At 71.2% G+C, this 16,566-nt stretch carries 16 protein-coding genes and 1 pseudogene; 11 read left to right on the plus strand and 6 right to left on the minus strand.

Annotated elements, in window-relative coordinates; genetic code table 11:
* Nucleotides 1-56: 56 nt before the first annotated feature.
* The gene (locus ACFW22_RS30615) at nucleotides 57-290 is read right to left on the minus strand and encodes a chaplin (RefSeq protein ID WP_384885351.1); all 234 of its coding nucleotides are present in this window, start codon (nucleotides 288-290) and stop codon (nucleotides 57-59) included.
* Nucleotides 291-466: 176 nt separating this feature from the next.
* On the minus strand, nucleotides 467-880 hold the full coding sequence (locus ACFW22_RS30620) for a rodlin (protein WP_386410795.1): 414 nt from the start codon (nucleotides 878-880) through the stop codon (nucleotides 467-469).
* 220 nt (nucleotides 881-1,100) lie between these two features.
* On the opposite strand from ACFW22_RS30620, the gene ACFW22_RS30625 reads away from it, so the two are divergent.
* Nucleotides 1,101-1,511 (plus strand): rodlin, encoded by a 411-nt coding sequence (locus ACFW22_RS30625; RefSeq protein ID WP_384885348.1) that lies wholly within the window; start codon nucleotides 1,101-1,103, stop codon nucleotides 1,509-1,511.
* Between the two features lie 80 nt (nucleotides 1,512-1,591).
* On the opposite strand, the gene ACFW22_RS30630 is transcribed toward ACFW22_RS30625, so the two are convergent.
* Entirely contained in the window at nucleotides 1,592-1,741 is a 150-nt protein-coding gene (locus ACFW22_RS30630) for a hypothetical protein (protein WP_386410800.1), read from the minus strand.
* A gap of 174 nt (nucleotides 1,742-1,915) precedes the next feature.
* Here ACFW22_RS30630 and ACFW22_RS30635 point away from each other — a divergent pair, with 174 nt between their 5' ends.
* Nucleotides 1,916-2,968, plus strand: a complete 1,053-nt coding sequence (locus tag ACFW22_RS30635; protein WP_386410803.1) for an LCP family protein — start codon at nucleotides 1,916-1,918, stop codon at nucleotides 2,966-2,968.
* Between the two features lie 94 nt (nucleotides 2,969-3,062).
* Entirely contained in the window at nucleotides 3,063-3,470 is a 408-nt protein-coding gene (locus ACFW22_RS30640) for a rodlin (protein WP_384885344.1), read from the plus strand.
* 80 nt (nucleotides 3,471-3,550) lie between these two features.
* Here the strand turns inward: ACFW22_RS30640 and ACFW22_RS30645 are convergent.
* Nucleotides 3,551-5,628 (minus strand): annotated as a pseudogene (locus ACFW22_RS30645) (thioredoxin domain-containing protein).
* A 361-nt stretch (nucleotides 5,629-5,989) separates the two neighbouring features.
* Nucleotides 5,990-6,961 carry a helix-turn-helix domain-containing protein gene (locus ACFW22_RS30650; protein WP_386410807.1) on the minus strand — a complete coding sequence of 324 codons (972 nt, stop codon included), beginning with the start codon at nucleotides 6,959-6,961 and terminating at the stop codon, nucleotides 5,990-5,992.
* Nucleotides 6,962-7,204: 243 nt separating this feature from the next.
* On the opposite strand from ACFW22_RS30650, the gene ACFW22_RS30655 reads away from it, so the two are divergent.
* The 8 genes from ACFW22_RS30655 to ACFW22_RS30690 all read left to right on the plus strand — a co-directional run bounded on the left by ACFW22_RS30655 (nucleotide 7,205) and on the right by ACFW22_RS30690 (nucleotide 15,234).
* On the plus strand, nucleotides 7,205-8,173 hold the full coding sequence (locus ACFW22_RS30655; RefSeq protein ID WP_386410811.1) for an alpha/beta hydrolase: 969 nt from the start codon (nucleotides 7,205-7,207) through the stop codon (nucleotides 8,171-8,173).
* A 90-nt stretch (nucleotides 8,174-8,263) separates the two neighbouring features.
* A complete protein-coding gene (locus ACFW22_RS30660; protein WP_386410814.1) occupies nucleotides 8,264-8,992 on the plus strand; it encodes a GPR1/FUN34/YaaH family transporter in 729 nt (242 codons plus the stop codon).
* Between the two features lie 78 nt (nucleotides 8,993-9,070).
* Entirely contained in the window at nucleotides 9,071-10,960 is a 1,890-nt protein-coding gene (locus tag ACFW22_RS30665) for an amidohydrolase (protein WP_386410817.1), read from the plus strand.
* Nucleotides 10,961-11,106: 146 nt separating this feature from the next.
* Complete coding sequence (locus ACFW22_RS30670; protein WP_386410891.1) at nucleotides 11,107-11,706, plus strand: hydrolase; 600 nt, start codon at nucleotides 11,107-11,109, stop codon at nucleotides 11,704-11,706.
* A gap of 16 nt (nucleotides 11,707-11,722) precedes the next feature.
* A complete protein-coding gene (locus ACFW22_RS30675; RefSeq protein ID WP_386410820.1) occupies nucleotides 11,723-12,247 on the plus strand; it encodes a DoxX family protein in 525 nt (174 codons plus the stop codon).
* Nucleotides 12,248-12,303: 56 nt separating this feature from the next.
* Entirely contained in the window at nucleotides 12,304-13,155 is an 852-nt protein-coding gene (locus ACFW22_RS30680; protein WP_386410823.1) for an alpha/beta fold hydrolase, read from the plus strand.
* A gap of 27 nt (nucleotides 13,156-13,182) precedes the next feature.
* Nucleotides 13,183-14,043 (plus strand): alpha/beta hydrolase, encoded by an 861-nt coding sequence (locus tag ACFW22_RS30685; protein ID WP_386410826.1) that lies wholly within the window; start codon nucleotides 13,183-13,185, stop codon nucleotides 14,041-14,043.
* A gap of 102 nt (nucleotides 14,044-14,145) precedes the next feature.
* Nucleotides 14,146-15,234 carry a hypothetical protein gene (locus ACFW22_RS30690; protein ID WP_386410829.1) on the plus strand — a complete coding sequence of 363 codons (1,089 nt, stop codon included), beginning with the start codon at nucleotides 14,146-14,148 and terminating at the stop codon, nucleotides 15,232-15,234.
* 173 nt (nucleotides 15,235-15,407) lie between these two features.
* Here ACFW22_RS30690 and ACFW22_RS30695 read toward each other — a convergent pair whose 3' ends face one another.
* Nucleotides 15,408-16,397, minus strand: coding sequence for a helix-turn-helix domain-containing protein (locus tag ACFW22_RS30695; RefSeq protein WP_386410832.1), 990 nt, complete (start codon nucleotides 16,395-16,397; stop codon nucleotides 15,408-15,410).
* Nucleotides 16,398-16,566 lie beyond the last annotated feature (169 nt).

Genomic DNA, 16,566 nt, shown 5'->3' on the forward strand with positions numbered 1-16,566 from the left:
GCCCCGGGGAGCGATCGCTCCCCGGGGCCGACCCCGTGCCTGCGGGTCGCAGGAGATCAGGCGTTGATGCAGGTGTTGCCGAAGGACGGGTTCAGCGCACCGATGAGGTTCACGCTGTTGCCGCAGACGTTGATCGGCACGTGGATCGGGACCTGCACGACGTTCCCGGAGAGGACGCCCGGCGAACCGATGGCCGCACCCTGCGCGTCCGCGTCCGCGAAGGCGGGCGACGCCGCACCCATGGCCATGACGATTCCGGCGACGACGGCCGCAGCCTTCTTGCAGTTCATTTCGTCTGGATCCTTTCCTCGACGGAAAACATTTCCGCTGCACAGAACACAACGAACATGCCTCACAAAGGAAACCTGAGCGACGACGACGCGTTCCCTTTCACTCCATTGCGGGCAGCAAACGGGGCCGACGGGAACGCGATTGCTCCCACCGGCCCCGTTGCACGGAAAACGGATCAGCCGTTGTAGGCGCCGTTTCCGGAGAGGACCGGGATGTCCTCGACGAGGTGCGACAGCGGCTCGTCGCCCTTGGCCTGGGTGGAGTTCTCGGCGCACTGCTGGTTCTGCGGGGACGACAGCACGTTGACGTCCTGGACGGCAACCGGAACCAGGACGCCGACGAGGGAACCGAGGTTGCCCTTCACCGGGGCACCGAGGCAGAGCTTGTTGAGCGAGCCCTGGACGGCCGAGAACTGCGGGCTCATGTCACCCGTGGTCTTCGAGTTGCCGAAGGACTGGTGCGCGCCGTTGCCGGAGAGCGAGGTGGTGCCGCCGTCGTCGGCGAGGGCGAGCGCCGGGGAGGCCGCCGCAGCGGAAGCGCCGACGATGGAGGCCGTAAGGGCCGCGGCCGCCATGATCTTCTTGTTCACGGTGATTCCGTTCCTGTTCCCACCAATCGACCTGATTGATGCGACCGGATCAACTGCGGTCATTGACCGTTGGTTCCGGCGCTTCACTCGTTCGACTGGGACCACGTTCTGCGCCGTCACGCGCGCTCCCCCAGGGGGGTGACACAGCGGAACCCCTGCGTCCGAAGGCCTGTTGATCAGGTCGCTCCCTGCACGGAGCCGGTTCTAGAAGGGAACTCCCGTGATCAAGAAGGTTATGGCCACTGCGGCCGCAGCCGTCTCCATCGTCGGCGCCACCGCCGCCGTGGCCTCCCCGGCGCTCGCCATCTCCAACGACGGCGGCACCACGTCGCTGTCCGGCAACGGCGCGCACCAGGAGTTCGGCAACTCCGCCACGTACGGCAACATGAGCCCGCAGTTCGCGCTCGTCCAGGGCTCGCTCAACAAGCCCTGCATCGGTCTGCCGGCGAAGCTCAACGCCGGTTCGCTGGTCGGCGTGGTTCCGATCGCCGTCCAGGACATCAACGTGCTGTCGTCCCCGCAGAACCAGCAGTGCACCGAGAACTCCACCCAGGCCAAGGGCGACGAGGCTCTCTCGCACATCCTGGACGACATCCCGATCCTGTCGGGCAACGGCGTCGGCAACAGCTGACGTTCCGCCCGAGCACGACGGCGTTCACACGTCAGGGGCCGCCCCTCCGGGGCGGCCCCTTTCGTCTTCCTCGGTCGTTCCTACCAGTTCGGCCAGACCGGGGTCGCCATCAGGCGCTCCCACTCCCGGTCGGGCATCCCCGGCACCGCCCGGCCGGCCTGCACCCACTGGGCCACCAGGGCGGAATAGAGGGGAAATGGAGTACGGTCGGCAGGGGGTGGGTCACTCACATACCGGCTCTTCGGAATGAAGGCCATCCGTTCCCATTTTCCGGGATCCGGCGCCATCTTCGCTCCTTCCGCTGCGATTCCCGCATCATTACACAGGCGTCGCGGGAGAGTGATTCGTCCGCCCCAAGTCGCGTGGCGCACCTCTGTGCGAGCAGGTCGAAATACGGTGCGGAGATGAAATTCCCGTGCCCGCGTCCCGCTCGACGCCCGTTGGTCGCCGCAGCGACCCTCGCCGCCCTCGCCGCCCTCGTTCCCGGGGCCCTCGCCGGCGCCGTCTCCGTCGCGTCCCGGGACCTCCCCGCTCCCGAGAAGGGGCTGAACCTCCTGGTCGTCGGGCTCGACAGCCGCAAGGGGGTCACCGAGGAGGAGAGGGATCGCTTCCGGCTCGGCGGGCAGGGGTGCGACTGCACGGACGTCATGATGCTCGTGCACGTCTCGGCGGCCGGCGACCGCGTCGAGGTCGTGAGCCTGCCGCGGGACTCCCTGGCCTCGATCCCCGGGGAGCACCGGGACCGGCGCACCGGGAAGGTGCACGCCACCCACCAGGCGAAGATCAACAGCGCCTGGGCGGAGGGCGGCCCCGCCCTCACGGTGGAGACCGTCGAGTCGGTGACCGGTCTGCCCGTGCACCGCCATCTGGCGGTCGACTTCCGACGCTTCATGGACACCGTGGACCGGGTGGACGGCGGGGTCCCGATCTGCACGGAGCAACCGCTCAAGGACCCGGCCACCGGCCTCGACCTGCAGCCCGGAACGAAACGGGTCGCCGGCGGCGAGGCGCTCCAGTACGTGCGGTCGCGGAAGGCGGACGGGCAGATGGACTTCGGGCGCATGCGCAAGCAGCAGCAGTTCGTGGCGAACGCACTGGGCCGGCTCCGTGACGGCGTGCTCGACGCCCCGGGGCGGCTGGAAGAGGTCGCGGCGACCCTCCACGGGACGACGGCGGACGAACGGGGGATCTCGACCGCGGAACTGCTGGCGCTCGCCGCGCGCCTGCGGAACCTGCCACCGGAGCGCACGCAGTTCGCGACCGTGCCGGTACGGGGCTTCAACGCAAACGTCGAGGGCGTCGGATCCACGGTCGGCTGGGACGAAGAGGGGGCCGCTGAGGTCTTCGGGCGGCTGGCCGAGGACCGACCGCTGCCGGCCGCCGGAGCCGTCGCTCCGAGCGAGATCCCGGCCGCCGCCTACCGGCCCGCCCGGGGAGCTTCGCTCATTTGCCCGTAGTCCGTCCGGTGGACTTCCCGGAACCTCCGGACTTCTCACCAGTTGATCAGCGCGGTTCGACACTCAGCGAGCCAGAATCCGAAAGGCCTGAACCATGAAGAAGCTGTTGGCTACGGCTGCAGTGGCCGCGTCGGTCCTCGGCGCGACGGCCGCGGGTGCCGGACAGGCGCTCGCGATCGCCGACGACGGCGGCACCACGTCGCTGTCCGGCAACGGCGCCCACCAGGAGTTCGGCAACTCCGCCACCCACGGCAACATGAGCCCGCAGTTCGCGCTCGTCCAGGGCTCCCTGAACAAGCCCTGCGTCGGCCTGCCGGCCAAGGTCAACGCCGGTTCCCTCGTCGGGCTGGTCCCGATCGCGGTCCAGGACATCAACGTCCTGTCCTCCCCGCAGAACCAGCAGTGCACCGAGAACTCCACCCAGGCCAAGGGCGACGAGCCGCTGTCGCACATCCTGGACGACATCCCGGTCCTGTCGGGCAACGGCGCCGGCAACAGCTGAGCAGCGCGTCCCGGTACGGTACGGCCCCGCCGCCCCTCCCTCGGAGGGGACGCGGGGCCGTTCCCCGTTCCGGGCCGGAGTCAGAGCCTCCGGCGCAGTTCGGCCGGGTCGGTGACCGGGGCGTCGCAGGTGAAGTGACGGCACACGTACGCGGCGGGCCCTCCGGCCACCAGCGGCCGGTCCTTCAGCAGCGGGAACTCCTCGCCGTCGGGGGCTCCGGCGGCGAGGACCGCTCCCGGGGCGGTCGCCGCCAGGGCCGTCCGGCGCAGCTCTCGGAACGCGGGATCGGCGGCGTCACCGACGACGGCGACCTCACGGGGGCCGTCCAGGAGGGCCTCGGCGGTGGCCAGGCCCCAGCCGATGAAGCGGGGCACGCGCGGCCCGAGGGCCTTGACGACGCCGAGGGCTCCCTCCGCGGCGGCCCGATGGGCCCCGGAGCCGGTGTGCGCCGCGTACGACAGGAGCGCTCCGGCAGCGGCGGTCCATCCCGAGGGGGTGGCGTTGTCGGTGGGGTCCTGGGGACGCCGGATGAGGCGCTCGGCGTCGTGGGCCGTGTCGTAGAGGGCACCGCCCTCGCCGGTGAAGCGGTCGAGGACGAGGTCCAGGAGGAAGCCGGCGAACTCCAGCCAGGTGCCCTCGCCGGTGACGGCGGCGAGGGCGAGGAAGCCTTCGGCGACGTCGGCGTAGTCCTCCAGGACACCCGCGTTGGTGCCGGCCCGGCCGTCCTTGGACGTACGGGTGAGCCGGGCGGTCTCGTCCATGTGGACCCGGACGAGGAGGTCGGCGGCCTCGGTGGCGCGGTCGACCAGGTCGGGACGGTCGAAGAGGGCGCCGGTCTCCGCGAGGGCCGCAATGGCGAGGCCGTTCCAGGCGGCGACGACCTTGTCGTCGCGGCCCGGGCGCTCGCGCTCCTCGCGGGCGGCTCGGAGCCGGGCCGCGATCGGGGCGATCCGGTCGGCATCGACGGGGCCCGACTCCTGCGGGAGCCGGAGGACGGAGCTGCCGTGTTCGAAGGTGCCGTCCTCGGTGACGCCGTAGTGGGCGGCGGCGAGGGCGGCGTCCTCGTCCCCGAGGACCGCGGACAGTTGCGCGGGGGTCCACACGTAGTAGGCGCCCTCGACGTGCCGGCCGCCGTCCTGCTGCGGGTGCGCCCCGTCCGGCGCCTCCTGCGCGGAGTCGGCATCGAGTGCGGAGGCGAAACCGCCCTCGGGAGTGCGGAGTTCGCGGACCATGAAGTCGGCGGTCTCCAGGGCGACCCGGCGGGCCAGGTCGCTGCCGGTGGACCTCCAGAGGTGGGCGTACGCCCGGCACAGCAGGGCGTTGTCGTACAGCATCTTCTCGAAGTGCGGGACCAGGGGCCCTCCGGTCGCCGGCGTGAGCACGTACCGGTGGAAGCCCCCTCCCAGTTGGTCGTACAGGCTCGACCGGGCCATCGCGCCGCACAGCCCCTCCGCCATCTCCCGTGCCGCCACGGAGCCGGTCCGGGCCTGGTGGCGCAACAGGAACTCGACCACCATCGAGGGCGGGAACTTGGTGTCGCCCCTGAACCAGCCGCTCGCGGGATCGACGTCCCGGGTCAGCTGGAGGAGCGCCAGCGCCTGGGTCTCCTCGGTGGGCGCCCCGGTGTCGCCGACGGTCAACTCCCGCTCGGCGAGGTCGCGGGTGATCTTGCCCGCCACTTCTCCGACCTCGTCCCGCCGGTCCGTCCAGGCGCGGTGCACGCCTTCGAGCACCTCGCGGAAGGCGGGGGTGCCGTGACGGGCCTCGGGCGGGAAGTAGGTGCCGAAGTAGAAGGGCTCCCCGTCCGGCGTCATGAACACGGTCATGGGCCAGCCGCCCTGTCCGGTGGCGGCCTGTACGGCTTCCATGTAGACCGCGTCCACGTCGGGCCGTTCCTCACGGTCGACCTTGACGGACACGAAGTGCTCGTTCAGGTACGCGGCGGTGTCCTCGTCCTCGAAGGACTCGTGCGCCATGACGTGGCACCAGTGAATTAGCAGAAACATAAGTGGCAGGACGCATAGCCCACACTCAAGAGGATGGGCACGTCCCGCCGCTTAGCTTCATTCATCGCCTCCTCTCCCCATGGCCACCAATCCACCGGGTTGGAAGCGTGCTGGAGTAGGTAGGGCGACTGCTCGTTAGCCAGTCGGTTCATACCTGCATCGTCGCACGCTCAAGACCGTTCGACCTACGTCATCGGCAGCTCTGCTCGGGCTGCACGGTCGCATCGGCGCGGCGCCGTCTCGCTTCGCGTAGCACTCCTGAGCAGCCCATGGTCTCGACCAGACATCGGGCCAGGCAACGCCGGTCCGCAGGTCGTACATCAGGACTACGAGCGCTACCCGGTACGGGGCGCGAAGCCGCCCGGGATACCAATGGCGCCGTTTCAGGGCAGATGACCGCAGCGGGACCGGCTGCTCCCGCAAGACGTCCGGAACAAGTTCAGCAGGCACAGGAGGCCTTGCCCGCCACGACCGAAAAATGCCGGCTCCGCGGCCCAAGCCGCTCTGAAACGGTCATTGACAGGTGGGGCGGGTTCGGTGGCGACGCCACTCGCCCGGGGTGGTCCCGTAGGCGGTGCGGAAGCGCCTGGTGAAGTGGCTGGGACTGGTGAAGCCACACCGGGCCGCGACGGCGGAGACCGGCAGTGCGGCGTGGCGAGGCGAGGCCAGGAGCCGGCATGCTACTTCCAGCCTCTCGGCGATGAGCCACTGTTCGAGCCTGATGCCCGCGCGTGCCAGCACGACGTACAGCTGCCGTTTGGAAATGGCGTGGGCCGCGGCGATGCGTTCGGGCCCGAGGTCGGGGTCGGTGAGGTGGCGGCGTGTGTACGCCATGATCCGGGTCGCCAGGCAGTCGTCCATGGCTTCTCGGACCCGCGTGTCCCCCTCGTCGTGGGCGGCCGAGGTCAGCAGGGCGCGTACGAGGTCGGCGGTGGCGTTGGCGAGGGCGCCGGCTCCGGGGTCCGTTTCGAGGCGGCCCGGAGCCTGGAACAGCGAGCTCAGGTGCCCCAGCAGCAGGTCGTGCACGGGGCTGGAGCGAAGCCGTACGGAGGCCCGGGTCACGGTGTCCACCGGCAGGCCGAGATGCTCCGCATCGATGGTGATTGCCTGGGAGGCGCCGGGGCCGGACCAGCCGTAGGTGCGTGGGGCGAGTTCGTGGAAGACGCAGATGTCCTGCGGCCCGAGGATGAGCTGGGTGCCCGACTGTTCGGCGCGGTGGATGCCCTGGGACTGGAGCGAGACCGACACCACGGGATGGTCGCGGTGGTGGCGCACGTGTCTGGCCGTTCTCCGGACCTGAAGGCCGGAGCTCCGCATGTCGAAGACGTCCAGGCCGCCCACGCGCCACCCTTCGATGCGGGCGCTGATCCCGCTCCCGTCCTCCTCGTGGACGATCTCGTTCGGCACGGAGTTGTCCGTCATCGCGTGGTGGAACGCGTCCGCCCTGTCACGCGGCGCGAAGCCCTCCAGGTCCAGCAGCAGCACCGAGCCAGCCCTCCAGCGCGTTCTCCAGGTCGGCGCCCATCGTCCCGGGGACGTCGGCCCCCCGGTTGCCCGCCTGTGCACGGGTCTGCTCCATTCGTGCCCGCGCGGTGGTGGAAGCCCTGCGTCGAGGGGCAGCAGGCCAGCACGCACAGGCAACCGGCCACCTCGCCCGGCCTCTAGCTTCGGACGTGCGCCGCCGCGCCCCGGCGGCGTCCACCCCCGATCCGTGAGGAGGTCCGATCCGTGACTGACCAGGCAATCGTCGCGCCGGTTCTGGAACCCCAGGCCGCCGCCTTCGCCGAGGCGACCGCCACGCCGCCGTTCCTGTTCCAGCTGCCGTCGGCTGAGGGCCGCAAGGCCGTCGAGGACGTGCAGTCCGGCGACGTGGACCTGCCCGCTGTGGACGAGGAGTGGGTCAGCGTCGCGGGTGGGCCCACCGGTGAAGTTCGCGCCAGGATCGTGCGGCCCGCAGGTGCCCAGGGTGATCTGCCCGTGGTCGTCTTTGTGCACGGCGCCGGCTGGGTCTTCGGCAGCGCCCACACCCACGACCGGCTGGTGCGAGAACTGGCGGTCGGCACCGGTGCCGCGGTGGTCTTCCCCGAGTACGACCTCTCCCCGGAACACCGCTACCCCATCGCCGTCGAGCAGGTGTGGACCGTGGCCCGCTGGGTCGTCACCGACGGCGGCGCGCACGGGCTGGACGCCACCAGGATCGCGGTGGCCGGCGACTCGGTGGGCGGCAACATGAGCACCGTGCTGACCCTGCTCGCCAAGGAGCGCGGCGGCCTCACCCTCGCCCACCAGGTGCTGTTCTACCCGGTCACCGACGCCAGCTTCGACACCGGCTCCTACCGGCAGTTCGCCGAGGGCTACTTCCTGCGGCGCGACGGCATGCAGTGGTTCTGGGACCAGTACACCACCGACGAGAAGCAGCGCGCCGAGATCACTGCATCCCCCCTGCGGGCATCCGTCGAGCAGCTCACCGGCCTTCCCCCGGCGCTGGTGATCACCGCCGAGGCGGACGTGCTGCGCGACGAGGGCGAGGCGTACGCCGCCAAGCTGCGGCAGGCCGGTGTCGAGGTGACCGCCGTCCGCGTCCAGGGCGTCATCCACGACTTCGTCATGCTCAACGCGCTGCGCGGCACCCAGGGCGCCGAGGTGGCCATCGCGCTGGCCATCAACACCCTGCGCAAGGCTCTCGCCGTCCGCTGATACCCGGGCGGTCGACGACAGGGACCGGAGCGCCGCCACGCTCCAGGGCCCTGTGGCCGGCCGTACCCGTTTCCCGGCCCGAGGAGACCCATGGCCACCAGTGACAGCACCCCCGAGGGGCCTGCGGCCCCGATGCGCCCTGCCGGAGGCCGCCACCACGAGCCTGATCTGCGCGGCATCACCCGCATCACGCTGCGGCCCATTGCCTCGCCGATGCCGCTCGGCTTCTACACCGTGGCGATCGCCTCGACCATCGTCGGCTGCCTCCAGCTCGGCCTGTTCGAGGACGGCGCCGAGCGCGCCGTCGCCCTCACCATCTTGCCCGCGTTCGTCCTGCAGCTCCTGGTCGGATTCCTCGCGTTCGGCGCCCGGGACGTCCTGGCAGCGACCCTGATGGCCTGCTTCTCCGGGATGTGGCTGGCCAGCTCGCTGGTCCTGGCCACCCAGCCGGCCGGCGGTGCCCGGGTGCTGGGCGTGCTCAACCTCTGCTTCACCCTCTTCGCCCTGCTGATGGCCAGCGTCGCCAAGCCCAAGCGGGCACTGTGGCTGGTGCTGTGCACCGCCGTACCGCGCTTCGCCGTGGCCGCCGCCGCCAACCTGAGCGGCGCGCACTGGCTCGCCGACCTCTCCGGCGCGCTCGGCCTTCTGCTGGCCGCGGTCGCGATGTACGCCGCCTTCGCCTTGATGCTGGAGGACATGCGCGGCCAGGAAGTACTGCCGCTCGGCCGCAGCGGCCCCGCACGCCAAGCTGTCGACGGCGACCTGACGGTCCAGCTTCGCAACCTCGAACGCCACGCCGGCGTCCGCCGCACCTTGTGAACCACCGCAACAGCCGGGAGCAGTGCCCGGCCTGTGCGCGTAACCCCTTGCCGTGACTCCAGCGAGAGCGAGACCTCCATGCCCACGATGCCGGTCGGCGGCGTCACCCCCGGAGCCGGGGCCGCAGAGGGCGCCGACGTCGTCCTGCGCAACGCAAGGATCCACACCGGCGACCCGTCGCGTCCCTCCGCCACCGCCCTCGCCGTCCGCGCGGGCCGCATCACCGCGGTCGGCGACGACGCCGAGGTGGCCGCCCACGTCGGCCCCGCGACCAGGGTCGTCGACGCGCTCGGCCGCCGCGTCGTGCCCGGCCTGAACGACTCGCACCTGCACGTCATCCGCGGCGGCCTCAACTACGTGCTGGAGCTGCGCTGGGACGGCGTCCCCTCGTTGCGCCAGGCGTTGGCGATGCTGCGCGAGCAGGCCGGGCGTACCCCGAAGGGGCAGTGGATCCGGGTGGTCGGAGGCTGGTCGGCCGAGCAGTTCGCCGAGCGGCGGATGCCCACACCGGCCGAACTGAACGAGGCCGCCCCCGACACCCCGGTGTTCGTGCTGCACCTCTACCAGTCGGCGATCCTCAACCGGGCCGCCGTCCACGCCGCGGGCTTCACCCGCGACACCCCGAACCCGCGCGGCGGCCAGATCGTCCGCAACCGGGACGGCCACCCCAACGGGATGTTGCTGGCGGCGCCGAGCGCACTGATCCTCTACTCCACCCTCGCCGCCGCGCCGACCCTGGACGCGGCGGACCGCAAGGTCTCCACCCGGCACTTCCTGCGCGAGCTCAACCGCTTCGGCCTCACCTCCGCTGTGGACGCCGCCGGCGGCTTCCAGAGCTTCCCCGACAACTACGCCACCGTCATCGAACTGGCCCGCGACCGCGAGCTGAGCGTCCGGATCGGCTACCACCTCTTCCCGCAGACCGCCGGGCAGGAAATCGCCGACCTCACCCGCTGGGTGCAGAGCGTGCGGCCCGGCGACGGCGACGAGTGGCTGCGCCTCAACGGCGCCGGGGAGAACCTGACCTGGGCCGCGGCCGACTTCGAGAACTTCTCCGAACCCCGCCCCGAACTCGGCACGTACGAGGCTGAGTTCGAGCAGGCTGTGCGGCTGCTGCTGGAGTACGGCTGGGGCTTCCGGCTGCACGCCACCTACGACGAGACCATCCAGCGCGACCTCGCCGTCTTCGAGAAGCTCGCCTCAGAGGGCCACTTCCCCGGCGGCAGCCGCTGGCTCTTCGACCACGCCGAAACGGTCACCCCCGCCAGCCTGGAGCGGATCGCCGCACTCGGCGGCGCGATCAGCGTCCAGAACCGCATGTCCTTCCAGGGCCAGGCCTTCACCGACCGCTACGGCCCGCAGGCCGCCGCCCACACTCCGCCGCTGAAGGAGATGCTCGCCAGCGGCCTCCCGCTCGCGGCCGGCACCGACGCCACCCGCGTCTCCTCCTATAACCCCTGGGTCGCCCTGCACTGGCTGGTCACCGGCCGCACCGTCGGCGACCTCGCGCTCTACCCGCCCGACCGCCTGGTCTCCCGCGAGCGCGCCCTTGAGCTGTATACCCGCGGCGGGGCGCGGATCACCGGCGAGGACGACGTCAAGGGCGTCCTCAAGGAAGGCTGGTACGCCGACTTCGCCATCCTCAGCCACGACTTCTTTGCCGTGCCCCCGGAGGACATCGCGCACATCGAGGCGGTCCTGACCGTCGTCGGCGGGCGGATCGTCTACGCCGCCGCCGAGTACGAGGGCCTCGATGAAGCCCTCCCGGCGCTTAGCCCCTCTTGGAGCCCGGTCGCTCGCTTCGGCGGCTACCAGGCCACTCTGCCGCCCTCGGCCGGTGCCCGCCAGGCCGACCTGCTGGCGCAGGCCGTCGCCGAAGGCGAGCAGCACCGGCAGTGGCGGGCCGCCTGCGGCCTCGCCGCCCCCCGGCAGCCGCCCGCCGCCCTGGACCCGTGCTTCGGCCCCTGACCCACCCTGGCGGCGAACCCGCCCCTTCTCGCACCGCCTCACTCACCGCTCACCCCGAGAAAGGAACACCCGTGTCGGACTTCAACTTCGACCTCAACGCCGTCACCGCCGCGCCCAGCCGTGACCTGCTGACCCCCGACAACGCGATGATGCTGTTCGTCGACCACCAGCCGCAGATGTTCTTCGGCGCCGCGAGCACCGACCGCGTCGCCGTCATTAACGCCACCGTCGGCCTGGCCAAGGCCGCCAAGGTCTTCGATGTCCCCGTCGTGCTGTCCACCGTCGCGGCCGAGTCGTTCTCCGGTCCGATCCTGCCGCAGCTGCGCGAGGTCTTCCCCAAGCACGACATAGTCGACCGGACCTCCATGAACGCCTGGGAGGACGAGGCGCTGGTGGAAGCCGTCAAGGCGACCGGCCGCCACAAGATCGTGCTCAGCGGCCTGTGGACCGAGGTCTGCCTGGTCCTGCCCGCCCTGTCCGCACTCAGCCAGGGCTACGAGGTGTACGTCGTCGCCGACGCCTCCGCCGGCGTCACCCCGGCCGCCCATGAACACGCCATCCAGCGGATGACCGCCGCCGGAGCCGTCCCCGTCACCTGGCTCCAGGTCCTCCTGGAGCTCCAGCGCGACTGGGCTCGCACCGACACCTACGCCGCCACCACCGACGTGGTCAAGGAGCATGGCGGCGCCTACGGCCTGGGCGTCGTCTACGCCCACACCATGATCGACCCGCACGCCGCCGGCTGACCGGATCCCACCGACCATGGACACCGACACCGGACTGCTCCTGCTGCGCCTGCTCACGGGCCTGCTGCTCGCCGCCCACGGCGTGCAGAAGGTCAGCTTCCTGCTGGGCGGCAGCGGACTGGCCGGCGGCACCGAGGAGTTCCGGCACGACGGCTTCCGCGGCGGGGCGCTCACGGCCCTCGCCGCGGGAGCCGGCCAGATCGGCTCCGGCCTGCTGCTGGCCGCCGGAGCCCTCACCCCGCTCGCCGCCGCCGGGACCATCGGCGTGATGACCGTCGCGCTCACCGTCAAATGGCCCAACGGCCTGTGGGTGCAGCACGACGGCTACGAGTACCCCCTCGTCCTCATCGGCATCGCCACCACGCTCGCCCTCACCGGACCCGGCCGCCTCTCCACCGACCATGCCCTGGGCCTGCCCCACTGGCCCGCCTGGTCGGCCGCGGCCGCGCTGGCCGCAGGCGTCGCCGGCGGCCTCGCCGCACGCGCCCTGCTGCACCACCCACCCGCGCCCGCAACCCAAGCGCCGCCGCGGTCTCCGTGACCACACCCGCGTTCCACGTGTTGCCCGTGCCCCGTCCCCTGGAAGGACCCCCGACCATGACCGGCCGCCCGCTGAGCCGACGCCACACCCTCAAGGGCGCCGTCGGCGCCGCCGCAGCCCTCACCGTCGCCTCGGCCACCGGCGCCGCGCCGGCCGCGGCGTCCGACGAAGTCGAAGCCGAGACCGACAGGGCCCCGAAGGCGACCGTGGTCCTGGTCCACGGCGCGTTCGCCGACGCCGCCAGCTGGAACCCCGTCACCGAGCGCCTCCAGCGCCAGGGCCACCAGGTGATCGCCGCCGCCAACCCGCTGCGCGGCCTCACTCACGACGCCGCCCAGGTCGCAGCCCGGCTCGCCGCCATCCCGGGCCCCGTCGTCCTGGCCGGTCACTCCTACGGCGGCGCCGTCATCACCCAGGCCGCCGCCACCGCGCCCAACGTCAAAGCCCTTGTCTACATCGCCGCGTTCGTCCCCGACACCGGCGAAGTCCTGGGCGAACTCGCCGCCCGCTACCCCGGCTCCCAGCTCGACGCCGCCCTCACCCCCGTCCCCGTTCCCGGCCCGGACGGCTCCACCGCAATCGACCTCTACATCCGCACCGACCGCTACCACGACGTCTTCGCCCAGGACGTGGCCCGCCACACCACCCAGGTACTGGCCGCTGGGCAGCGCCCACTCAGCGCCTCCGCGTTCACCGACCGGGTCAGCGGCGCGGCCTGGCGCAACCTGCCGTCGTGGAACCTGATCTCCACCCAGGACCGGGGCATCGTCCCCGCCCTCCAGCGGTTCCAGGCCACCCGCGCCCGCTCCCGCACCATCGAGGTCCCCACCTCCCACCTGCCGATGCACAGCAGGCCCGACGCCGTCACCGCCCTCATCCGCTCCGCCGCCCGCACCGTCAACCCCTGACCCGCGCCGCCCTCAAGGAGACCCACCGTGTCATCGCCCGCCGCCGCCCGTGATCTCGCCCAGGTCGAGGCCGCCAACGCCACCGGCCGCATCCCCGTCGTCTTCATCCACGGCCTGTGGCTGCTGCCCACCAGCTGGGACCGCTGGGCCACCGTCTTCGAGCAGGCCGGCTTCGCCCCCGTCCTCGCGGGCTGGCCCGACGACCCCGACACCGTCGAGGAAGCGCACGCCCACCCGGAGGTCTTCGCGGGCAAAAGCGTGGGCCAGGTCGCCGACCACTTCTGCGACCTCATCGGCCGCCTGGACCGCAAACCGGTGGTCATCGGCCACTCCTTCGGCGGACTGATCACCCAGATCACCGCCGGCCGCGGCCTGTCCCAGGCCTCGGTGGCCATCGACCCCGCCCCCTTCCGGGGCGTGCTGCCGCTGCCGCTGTCCTCCCTGCGCGCCGCGAGCGCCGTGCTCGCAAACCCTGCCAACTACCACCGCGCGGTACCACTGACCTTCGACCAGTTCCGCTACGCCTTCGCCAACGCCGTCAGCGAGGAAGAGGCCCTGGAGCTGTACGGCACCTTCGCGGTGGCCGCCCCCGGTGAGCCGCTTTTCCAGGCCGCCGCAGCCAACCTCAACCCCTGGACCGAGGCGAAGGTCGACACCCACACGGCCGACCGCGGACCGCTGCTGATCATCTCGGGCGAGAAGGACAACACCGTTCCCTGGGCCATCGCCAACGCCGCCTACAAGAAGCAGGCGCAGAACGAGCACGCCGTCACCGAGATCACCGAGATCCCCGGCCGCGGCCACTCCCTGACCATCGACAGCGGCTGGCACCAGGTCGCCGACACCGCTCTCACCTTCGTCCGCCGCTTCGTCGACCCGACCACCTGAGACCCCCAGCCGGCTGCCAGGACCACGCCGGGCGGCTACCAAACCGGCCCTTTCCTCCCGCACCGGCCGCCCGGCGGCTGGCCAACCATGACAAGGAGAAACATGAACCCGCCCAGTCCGTCGGCAGCCGCCAGGCGACCGGGAGCGCGACGCGCGGCACGCCTGCCAGTGGTGGCGCTCACCGCCCTCGCCCTGCTCCTGAGCGCAGGGCTCACGCCCGCGGCGGCGACCGAAGGGCAGTGGCTCAACGAGGGCGGCCCAGCCCGCTCCCCCGAAGCCATGGCCTCCGACTGGTTCCGCGGCGACAACTACCAGTTCGTCCGCGGCGAGGACAACCAGATCTGGTGGCGCTACGCCAACGGCAGCTGGCGCGTCATGCCGGGCAACGGCCGCACCCACCACCGACCCGACGTCACCATCATCGAGGACCAACTAGGCCCCCACCTGGTCGTCTTCCACACCGGCGACAACGGCGAGGTCTACTACAGCATCCTGGGAGGGGCCGCCGGAAACATCTGGTCGCCCTGGGCCCAACTCGGCCACGTCGGCACGAACCGCGGCATCTCCGCCGTCGGGTATCGCGACAGCGCCGTGCTGTCCACCGTCGTCGGCGACCGGATATGGGTCGCGCGAATGACGATGTCCAACGGCCGGGTCACCATCGGGCCGCACTGGAGCCCGCAGACACGACCCCGCGTCTTCACCGCCGCGACCTACATCCACGCCCCCCTGATCACCAACGACGGCGTGTCGGTCGCGCACGAGGTGGAACTCATGGACGCCATCGTCGGGCGGGACCGCAACGTCTGGATCTCCCACACGAGTCCGGACAACCTCATCAACGCCACCTACACCGCCGTGCCTGGCAACGCACAATGCGATTCCGTGGGCCTGGGCCGCGGCGGCCCCGAGCAGCCGGTCACCGACCGCAACCATCCGGCCTGGCGGGCCCAGCGGAACGTGACGCTCGGCTGCATCAGCCCCAATGACCACCAGCTCTACCTCAACCGCTCCACCGACGGCGGATACACCTGGCAGGGCTGGAACCACAGCACAGGCGGTCCCTCGCCGTCCGACGCCGCCCCGGCGATCGAAGGCGCTCCCGGCGGAGAGGTCTTCGCCAGCATCTCCTGGGGAAACGACACCGCTCCCTTCTCACGACACATGGTGGTCAACAAGCGCGTCCTGTGACCCCGCCTTCGCTCCGCGATCAGTCGTCCGTGGAGCGGCGGGCTCCTTCGGTCATGGCCACCGATCCGGAACAGACCCGCCGGGCAGCTACGTGATCCCGCCCGCACACCGGCTGCCGGGCAGGGCTTGAACCGGCTTCCTCTTTCGCCCCCTCCGCCCCGGTGAGCCCCAGGTCACGGGTCAAGGGCGCGCGGGCTCCCGCCGCTGCTGGTATGCAGCGCCCGCCAGTCGCCGGGGGTGATTCCGAAGGCCCGCTTGAAGGCGCGGCTGAAGTGGGCGGCGTTCGGGAAACCCCACCGGTATCCGATCGCGGCGATCGACCGGTGCCGCGCCAAGGCGGACGCGAGTTCAGCACGGCAGCGTTCGAGGCGCTGCGACCGGATCCACTCGCCCAGGTGCACACCGTTTCGGGACAGGACCTTGTACAGCTGGCGAAGCGAGACGTGGTGGCAGACCGCGACACGAGCCGGCGTCAGGTCGTGGTCACCGAGGTGGGCCCGGACATAGTCCATGACCCGCAGACACAGCGTCTCGTCCGCAGCCTGGAACGCTGCGCGGCGGTCACCGAGCCGGGCCGTGATGAGAGCACGCAGCAACTCGATGCCCGGCCTGCCCGCCGCCTCCAAGCCTTCGGTGGCAGACGCCGCGGCCCGGGCCTGCTGGCGCGCGATCCGCCGCAGGCACGTGGCGGTAAGGTCCGCCAGCGGGTCCCGGCGGCCGAACGGCACCGCAGTCGCCAACTTCAACAGCCCGTCTGGTAGAGCGAGCTCGGCGCGCGGGATCCGAAAGTAGTGCTGATGGATCCCCTCCCTGTTCAGAAGCGTGTAAGGGCGAGTGGTGTCGTACAGCGCCATGTCGCCGGGCCGCAGCACAGCCTCCCGGCCGTCCTGCACGACCAGGCTGCTGCCGGTGACCTGCAGCCCGACGAACACGCTCGGCTCCATGTCGTCCCGGGCGAGTGCGGGAGTACGCCGGACGACCGTGGCATTGGCACGCACCGAGCAGACGGTCAACGGCCCGACACGGCTGATCACCCCAGCGGTGCGGATGAGCCGCGGATCGGGCTGATGGGTGATCTCCACCCGCACCACACTGCTCCAGATCACCTCGCGAATCGCCTCCGCCCGCTCGCCAGGCGCCATGGCCATACTGTCGATCAACATCTGCTGGTCGCCTCCCCTAGCGCCGCTCGACAAAACAAGCGCCCAAGCAAAGTCAAACGGGTGGCAGCGCGGGCGACAAGGCAGGACACCCTCCAGCAGGAAACCGGCCGGGGCCGCGTCCTCACCGATCTATGTCGCCGGATGTCCGGGTGCGTGCTGACAGTGAGCA

The sequence above is a fragment of the Streptomyces sp. NPDC058872 genome (assembly GCF_042743065.1).
GTDB lineage: Bacteria > Actinomycetota > Actinomycetes > Streptomycetales > Streptomycetaceae > Streptomyces.

What these genes read in the sequence shown, in the direction of transcription:
- ACFW22_RS30665 (WP_386410817.1), top strand. Translation starts at nt 9,071, where the DNA reads ATGCCCACGATGCCGGTCGGCGGCGTCACCCCCGGAGCCGGGGCCGCA.
- ACFW22_RS30635 (WP_386410803.1), top strand. Translation starts at nt 1,916, where the DNA reads ATGAAATTCCCGTGCCCGCGTCCCGCTCGACGCCCGTTGGTCGCCGCA.
- ACFW22_RS30670 (WP_386410891.1), top strand. Translation starts at nt 11,107, where the DNA reads ATGATGCTGTTCGTCGACCACCAGCCGCAGATGTTCTTCGGCGCCGCG.
- ACFW22_RS30660 (WP_386410814.1), top strand. Translation starts at nt 8,264, where the DNA reads ATGGCCACCAGTGACAGCACCCCCGAGGGGCCTGCGGCCCCGATGCGC.
- ACFW22_RS30690 (WP_386410829.1), top strand. Translation starts at nt 14,146, where the DNA reads ATGAACCCGCCCAGTCCGTCGGCAGCCGCCAGGCGACCGGGAGCGCGA.
- ACFW22_RS30640 (WP_384885344.1), top strand. Translation starts at nt 3,063, where the DNA reads ATGAAGAAGCTGTTGGCTACGGCTGCAGTGGCCGCGTCGGTCCTCGGC.
- ACFW22_RS30615 (WP_384885351.1), bottom strand. Translation starts at nt 290, where the DNA reads ATGAACTGCAAGAAGGCTGCGGCCGTCGTCGCCGGAATCGTCATGGCC.
- ACFW22_RS30675 (WP_386410820.1), top strand. Translation starts at nt 11,723, where the DNA reads ATGGACACCGACACCGGACTGCTCCTGCTGCGCCTGCTCACGGGCCTG.
- ACFW22_RS30680 (WP_386410823.1), top strand. Translation starts at nt 12,304, where the DNA reads ATGACCGGCCGCCCGCTGAGCCGACGCCACACCCTCAAGGGCGCCGTC.
- ACFW22_RS30695 (WP_386410832.1), bottom strand. Translation starts at nt 16,397, where the DNA reads ATGTTGATCGACAGTATGGCCATGGCGCCTGGCGAGCGGGCGGAGGCG.